At 70.5% G+C, this 5789-nt stretch carries 7 protein-coding genes; 3 read left to right on the plus strand and 4 right to left on the minus strand.

The features are described 5' to 3' along the window. A partial coding sequence (locus tag ACFWY9_RS17605) for a prolyl oligopeptidase family protein (RefSeq protein WP_378339276.1) occupies positions 1–1485 on the plus strand: 1485 nt, incomplete at its 5' end. Here ACFWY9_RS17605 and ACFWY9_RS17610 read toward each other — a convergent pair. Then, positions 1486–1857, minus strand: coding sequence for a hypothetical protein (locus ACFWY9_RS17610; RefSeq protein ID WP_378339277.1), 372 nt, complete (start codon positions 1855–1857; stop codon positions 1486–1488). A gap of 121 nt (positions 1858–1978) precedes the next feature. After that, positions 1979–2575, minus strand: coding sequence for a TetR/AcrR family transcriptional regulator (locus tag ACFWY9_RS17615; protein ID WP_378339278.1), 597 nt, complete (start codon positions 2573–2575; stop codon positions 1979–1981). A 64-nt stretch (positions 2576–2639) separates the two neighbouring features. Between ACFWY9_RS17615 and ACFWY9_RS17620 the strand changes: the two genes are divergently transcribed. Together ACFWY9_RS17620 and ACFWY9_RS17625 are read left to right on the plus strand one after the other, a co-directional pair. Beyond that, positions 2640–3020 (plus strand): nuclear transport factor 2 family protein, encoded by a 381-nt coding sequence (locus ACFWY9_RS17620; protein WP_378326438.1) that lies wholly within the window; start codon positions 2640–2642, stop codon positions 3018–3020. Between the two features lie 63 nt (positions 3021–3083). Next, complete coding sequence (locus ACFWY9_RS17625; protein WP_378326439.1) at positions 3084–3509, plus strand: DUF2871 domain-containing protein; 426 nt, start codon at positions 3084–3086, stop codon at positions 3507–3509. A gap of 79 nt (positions 3510–3588) precedes the next feature. Here the strand turns inward: ACFWY9_RS17625 and ACFWY9_RS17630 are convergent, their stop codons facing one another. Together ACFWY9_RS17630 and ACFWY9_RS17635 are read right to left on the minus strand one after the other, a co-directional pair. Continuing rightward, positions 3589–4698, minus strand: coding sequence for an NAD(P)/FAD-dependent oxidoreductase (locus ACFWY9_RS17630; RefSeq protein WP_378339279.1), 1110 nt, complete (start codon positions 4696–4698; stop codon positions 3589–3591). Positions 4699–4775: 77 nt separating this feature from the next. Beyond that, the gene (locus ACFWY9_RS17635) at positions 4776–5666 is read right to left on the minus strand and encodes an RNA polymerase sigma-70 factor (protein ID WP_378339280.1); all 891 of its coding nucleotides are present in this window, start codon (positions 5664–5666) and stop codon (positions 4776–4778) included. Positions 5667–5789 lie beyond the last annotated feature (123 nt).

The following is a 5789-nucleotide window of genomic DNA, read 5'->3' on the forward strand; positions in this document are numbered from 1 at the left end:
ACCGATTTCGGGCCGGGCTCGCTGACCACCTCGGGTTATCCGAGGCTGGCGAAGGAATGGCGGCGGGGCACCCCGCTGGAGGAGGCCGAAACGGTCTTCGAGGGCAAGCCGGACGACGTCTCGGTGTCGGCCTATCACGACCCGACCGTGGGCTACGAACGCGACTTCGTCTACCGCTCGCTGGACTTCTACCGCTCCGAACGGCATCTGCGGACCCCCGGCGGGCTCGTCAAGGTGGACGTCCCCGAGGACGCCCGCACCTCGGTGCACCGCGAATGGCTGCTGGTGCAACCGCGGTCGGCGTGGACGGTCGGCGACGACCGCTACCCGGCGGGCTCGCTGCTCGCCATCGGGTTCGACGACTTCATGGCGGGCGGGCGCGCGTTCACCGTGCTGTTCCGGCCCGATCCGCACACCTCGCTCGACTACTGGGCCTGGACGCGCAACCACCTGTTGCTCGGCGTCCTGAAGGACGTCCGGACCGAGCTGCGTGTGCTCACCCCCGGCGCCGGCGGCTGGGCGGAGGAGCCTCTGGCGGGCGCGCCGGACCTCGGCAGCGCCGAGATCACCGACACCGAACCGGACCTCAACGACGAGTACCTGCTGGACTCCAGCGGCTACACGCAACCGTCGACGCTGAGCTACGGCCAGGTCGGCGGCGAGGTCGAGGTGCTCCGGCAGGCGCCGGCGTTCTTCGACTCGACGGGGATGACGGTGGCGCAGCACTTCGCGACGTCGCTGGACGGAACGCAGATCCCGTACTTCGTCGTGCAGCCCTCCGGTGCCGAAGGCGGGCCGACGCTGCTCACCGGGTACGGCGGCTTCGAGGTTTCACTGACCCCGGGCTACAGCGGCGTGATCGGCCGGGGCTGGCTCGCACGCGGCGGCACATACGTCGTCGCGAACATCCGCGGCGGCGGCGAATACGGGCCGGACTGGCACACGAGCGCGATCAAGGCCGAGCGGCACAAGGTGTACGAGGACTTCGCGGCGGTCGCGGCGGATCTCGCCGAACGCGGCATCACCACCCCGGAACGGCTGGGCATCCAGGGCGGCAGCAACGGCGGCCTGCTCATGGGCGTCATGCTGACCCGCTATCCCGAGCTGTTCGGCGCCATCGTGAGCCAGGTGCCGCTGCTGGACATGCGGCGTTACCACCGGCTGCTGGCGGGCGCGTCGTGGATGGCCGAGTACGGCGACCCCGACGACCCGGCGGAGTGGGAGTTCATCGGGGAGTACTCGCCGTACCAGAACGTCCACAGTGGACGGAAATACCCGCCGTCGCTGTTCGTGACGTCCACCAGGGACGACCGGGTGCACCCCGCGCACGCGCGCAAGATGGTCGCGCGACTGCGGGAGCTGGGCCACGACGTCAGCTACCACGAGAACATCGAGGGCGGCCACGGTGCGGCCGCCGACAACGAGCAGCTGGCCTTCAAATGGGCGCTGATGCTGGAATTCCTGTGGGAGCGGCTCGCGGGCTGATCACCAGGAGTGCCATTCCGCGCCGTGGCGGTGCCGGACGGGCGCCGGGTCGTTCCCGGTGTCCGTCCGGATCCGGCCGCGGTCGTTGGCCTCGCGGCGCAGCACGGTGAGTTCCCGGCGCAGCCGCTGCCGCGCGCCGCGCTCGGCGAGCCGGGCCAGCCGGGAGATCTCGCGGTCGTGCGGGAGCGAACGAGGGAAGGCGTGGACCTCCACGCGACGACGGATCAGCCGCGGGCGGACGCGGCGACGCTCGCTACGGGCCCGGCTCCGCGCGGCGTGGTCGTAACGCAGATCCGTGAGCGTGACGGAGTTCCACCCGTGCCGGGACGGACTCCGGTGCGCGGGCGGGACGTGGTGTGCGGTGCGAGACATGACAGCTCCCATGTAGCACCGCGAGGGATTTCCCCGCGGAGCTACCCGAAGCCCGCCGCTCCCGTCCGGTCGCCCGAGGTGATCTCCACGCCGCGCAGTATCCGACGTCCGCCGCGTGCTGTCACCCGGATTTCCGGGCGCCGAAGACGCGCAGAACAGAGCGGCGGAGTTCCGCTAGCGCCGCGTCGGCTGTCATCCGCCCGGCACCGACCTGCTCCCCCGCGGCGTGGCCGAGCGCGACAGTGGCAGTGAGAAGCCATTCCGGCGCCGGGTCCGCGTCGAACTCCCCGCTCCGCTGACCTCGCCGCACCAACGCGAGAAGCCGCGCGAGCACCGGCTCGTGCCGCGCGCGGTCGGTCTCGGCATCCACGACGGGCAATCCTTGGAGCAGGGGGTAACGCTCGAACGTCCGCCATCCGGCGTCGAGGAAACGGAGCAGCGCCTCGGTGGCCCGGCCTTCGTCGAGCCGGGCCGCGTCGAGCACGGCCACCGTCTCCGCGGTGATCCTGTCGACCACGGCGTGCAGCAACGCGTCCCGGGACGGGAAGTGCGCGTAGACCGTCTGCCTGCTGACGCCGGACGCGGCCGCGACGTCTTCGACGCTGGCTTCCGGACGCTGGGTGAGCACCGTCAGCGCCGCGTCGAGAACCGCGGCGGCGCTGCGTTCGGCGTCGGCTCGCCTGCGACGACGAGCGGGACGCGGTGTTATCTCCGACATCCTTGTCAAGGATAGTGCCTCGCGCTAACTTTGACACCGCTGTCAAAGTTAGAGGAGTGAACCCATGGGGACCGACCATCCGACCCCGGCGCGGGACTTCGCCGGGTACCTTGAGTCCTATGTGGACCAGATGGCCTTCGGCGACGAGGACCCGGCCGTGATCGTCGACCGCTACCACACCGCCGACATCGCCTGGGTCAGCGACGGGATCCGGCTCGACCGCGAAAAACTCGTCGCGCACGCCCGCCCGGTGCGCAAGAACGTGACCACCTGCCGCGTGGACGTCGCCGAGACACTGGTCACCGGCGACCGGATCGCCGCGCGCTACACCCTGAGTGCCGCGACCCGCAAGGGGCGCGAGACCGTTACGGAGGTCTACCTGTTCGGGCGGCTCGCGCCCGACGGCAGGCTGCGCCACATCGACCAGATCACCCGGACTCCCTGACCGCCCAACACCCGGATCGGACACGCGGTGCCACCACCGCCGCGTGGTGAAGACAGGAAACGCATGAAGAAGCTCTACTACTCCGTCGTCGTCTACACCGCACTCGGCCTGATCGCCGGGCTCTACTACCGCGAACTGACCAAGGCCAACGACTTCACCGGTGACACACAGCTTTCGGTGGTGCACACCCACCTGCTCGCGCTCGGCACGCTGTTCTTCCTGATCGTCGTCGGTCTCGAGAAGCTGTTCACACTGAGCGCCCACCGGAAACTGTTCGCCTGGTTCTTCTGGCTCTACAACGTCGGGACACTGTGGACGGTCGCGTTCCTCGTCGTGCACGGGACGCTGACCGTGCTGGGCAAGAACTCCGGCGCCGCGATCGCCGGGATGGCGGGGCTCGGGCACATCCTGCTGTCCGCCGGGCTGGTGGTGTTCCTGATCCTGCTGCACCGCGGCATCTTCCCGCGTGCCAAGGCGGAAAAGGCCTGACCAGCGGAGCGGCTCGTTCCCGGGCCGTGAAGGCCTCCTTACCGGCGTTGAGCGCCGGTAAGGAGGCCTTCACGGCACTTCAGCGCACGGTCATCCAGGCCGCGAGCCGGGTGATCATCTCCTTGAACCACGCGGAAACCCGCCCGGTGAGCACCACGTTCACCGGGCTGTCGTCGGCGCGGGTGAACTGGGTGACGCCGTCGCGGCGGCCGAGGCTGATGTTCTGCCACTCGTAGCGGATCCGCGCCGGTTTCGGGTGCCGCCCGGTCAGCTCACGCGCGATGGCCCCCGCCGCGTACTGCCCCATCGGCAACCCGGTCTGGCAGGACATCCGGGTTTCCCGCCCACCCGCGGCCAGCCCTGCCGCGGCGTCGCCGACACCGTAGACCTCCGGATGCGACACCGAACGCAGCCGTTCGTCGACGCGCATCCGGCCACGTCCGTCCACGGCGAGCCCGGCCTCGGCAGCCAACGCGGGAACGCGGAACCCGGCCGCCCACACCACGGCGTCGGCGGGCACACTCCCGCCGTCCTCCAGCAGCATGTCCTTCGGGCCGACCTTGGCGACGCGAACTCCTTCGCGCAGCCCGATTTCCCTCCGCTCGAAGGCCCTGTGCAGGTGGCGCTGGGCCCGGCCGGACAACCAGCCGCCCATCTGCGCGTCGCACATCAGCTCGACACGCAGATCCGGCCGGATTTCGGCGATCTCCGTAGCGGCCTCGATGCCGGTGAGCCCGCCGCCGACCACGACGACGGCGCTCTTCGCGGGCAGGGCGTCCAGCCGGGCGCGCAGCTGCTCCGCTCCGGCCGGGCCGGCGACCGTCAATGCGTGCTCGCGCACGCCCGATACCGCGTCGACGTCCGCGCCGCTGCCCAACGCATACACGAGGGTGTCGTACAGGACAGCGTGCGGCTCAGCGTCGAGCAGCACTGTCCTGCCGTCCAGGTCGATGCCGGTCACGGTCGCGGTGACGAGGTCGATCCCGGTCCCGGCCAGCACATCCGGCAACCGCCGTTCGCGCAGTTCCTGTCCTGTGGCGAGCTGGTGCGTCCGCACCCGTTCGAAGAACCGTCCCTCCCGGTCGACCAGCGTCACCCGGACATCGCGGTCGCGCAGCAGCTTCGCGGCCCGCTTGGCGGCGCGGAGCCCGGCGTATCCGGCACCGAGGATCACGAGGCGGTGAGTCATGGATTCGTCCCCTTTCGTGTCGCAAAGGGAGAACCGGCGAGCGGGACGATCCGTGACAGGTCCGGGCGTGAGCGTCCTCACCCCAGCTGGGCGGTGACGAACGCGAGCTTGTCGGGATTGAGGACCATGCGCACGGCGGTGACGCGATCGCCGTCGACGTCGGGCACGAGGACGGCCATGAGGACGTCCCCGACGTGGAACAGCACGGCGACGTGCCCGTTGACCTCGGTGATCTCGGTGCGGACCAGCGCCACCTCCGGCCGTCCGCTCATGCCGAGCAGGTACCGCAGCACCCGGTCCTTGCCGGCGATCGGGCGCCGCGCCGCGGTCACCGTGCCACCGCCGTCGGCCCACGACACGACCTCGTCGGCGAGCAGCTTCTCGAGCCCGGCGACGTCGCCCTCCAGCGTCGCGGCGAGGAAACGCTCCACGATGCGGCGTTGCTGGTCGCTCTCGGCCGCGAACCGGGTCCGCGCGTCCGCGACGTGCTTGCGCGCGCGGAGGTGGAGCTGCCGCGAGTGCGCCTCATCGATCTCCAGGATCTCCGCGATTTCCCGGTGCTGATGCCCGAACGCCTCCCGCAGGACGAACACCGCGCGCTCCGGCGGCGTCAGCCGTTCCAAGAGAATCAAGACCCCCAGTGAAACCGAGTCCCGTTGCTCGACTGTCTCAAGTGGACCGAGCGCGCCATCGCCGGTGAGCACCGGTTCGGGCAGCCAGGGGCCGATGTAGCTCTCGCGTTTGACCTGCGCGGAGGAGAGCCGGTTGAGGCAGAGATTGGTGACCACCTTCGCCAGCCAGGCCGACGGCGTCTCGATGCGCTCCCGGTCCGCGCCGTGCCACCGCAGGAACGCGTCCTGCACGATGTCCTCGGCTTCCGCGGCCGAACCGAGCATCCGGTAGGCGAGTCCGAACAACCGGCGGCGCTGCTGCTCGAACAGCGTCACCTCAGGGCCCGGTACCGTCACCTCCCCGATGCTAGCGCGTCCGAACCGATGGGGGGGGGGGCCCTCGAACACCCCAACACACAGGGAGGGGCCGGGAGCCGGCCCCCGCGGGGGGGCGCCCCCCCGCCCCGGCGGGGGACAGCC

It is taken from the genome of Amycolatopsis sp. NPDC059027, assembly GCF_042739735.1.
Taxonomy (GTDB): domain Bacteria; phylum Actinomycetota; class Actinomycetes; order Mycobacteriales; family Pseudonocardiaceae; genus Amycolatopsis.

What these genes read in the sequence shown, in the direction of transcription:
- ACFWY9_RS17610 (WP_378339277.1), bottom strand. Translation starts at nt 1,857, where the DNA reads ATGTCTCGCACCGCACACCACGTCCCGCCCGCGCACCGGAGTCCGTCC.
- ACFWY9_RS17625 (WP_378326439.1), top strand. Translation starts at nt 3,084, where the DNA reads ATGAAGAAGCTCTACTACTCCGTCGTCGTCTACACCGCACTCGGCCTG.
- ACFWY9_RS17630 (WP_378339279.1), bottom strand. Translation starts at nt 4,698, where the DNA reads ATGACTCACCGCCTCGTGATCCTCGGTGCCGGATACGCCGGGCTCCGC.
- ACFWY9_RS17615 (WP_378339278.1), bottom strand. Translation starts at nt 2,575, where the DNA reads ATGTCGGAGATAACACCGCGTCCCGCTCGTCGTCGCAGGCGAGCCGAC.
- ACFWY9_RS17620 (WP_378326438.1), top strand. Translation starts at nt 2,640, where the DNA reads ATGGGGACCGACCATCCGACCCCGGCGCGGGACTTCGCCGGGTACCTT.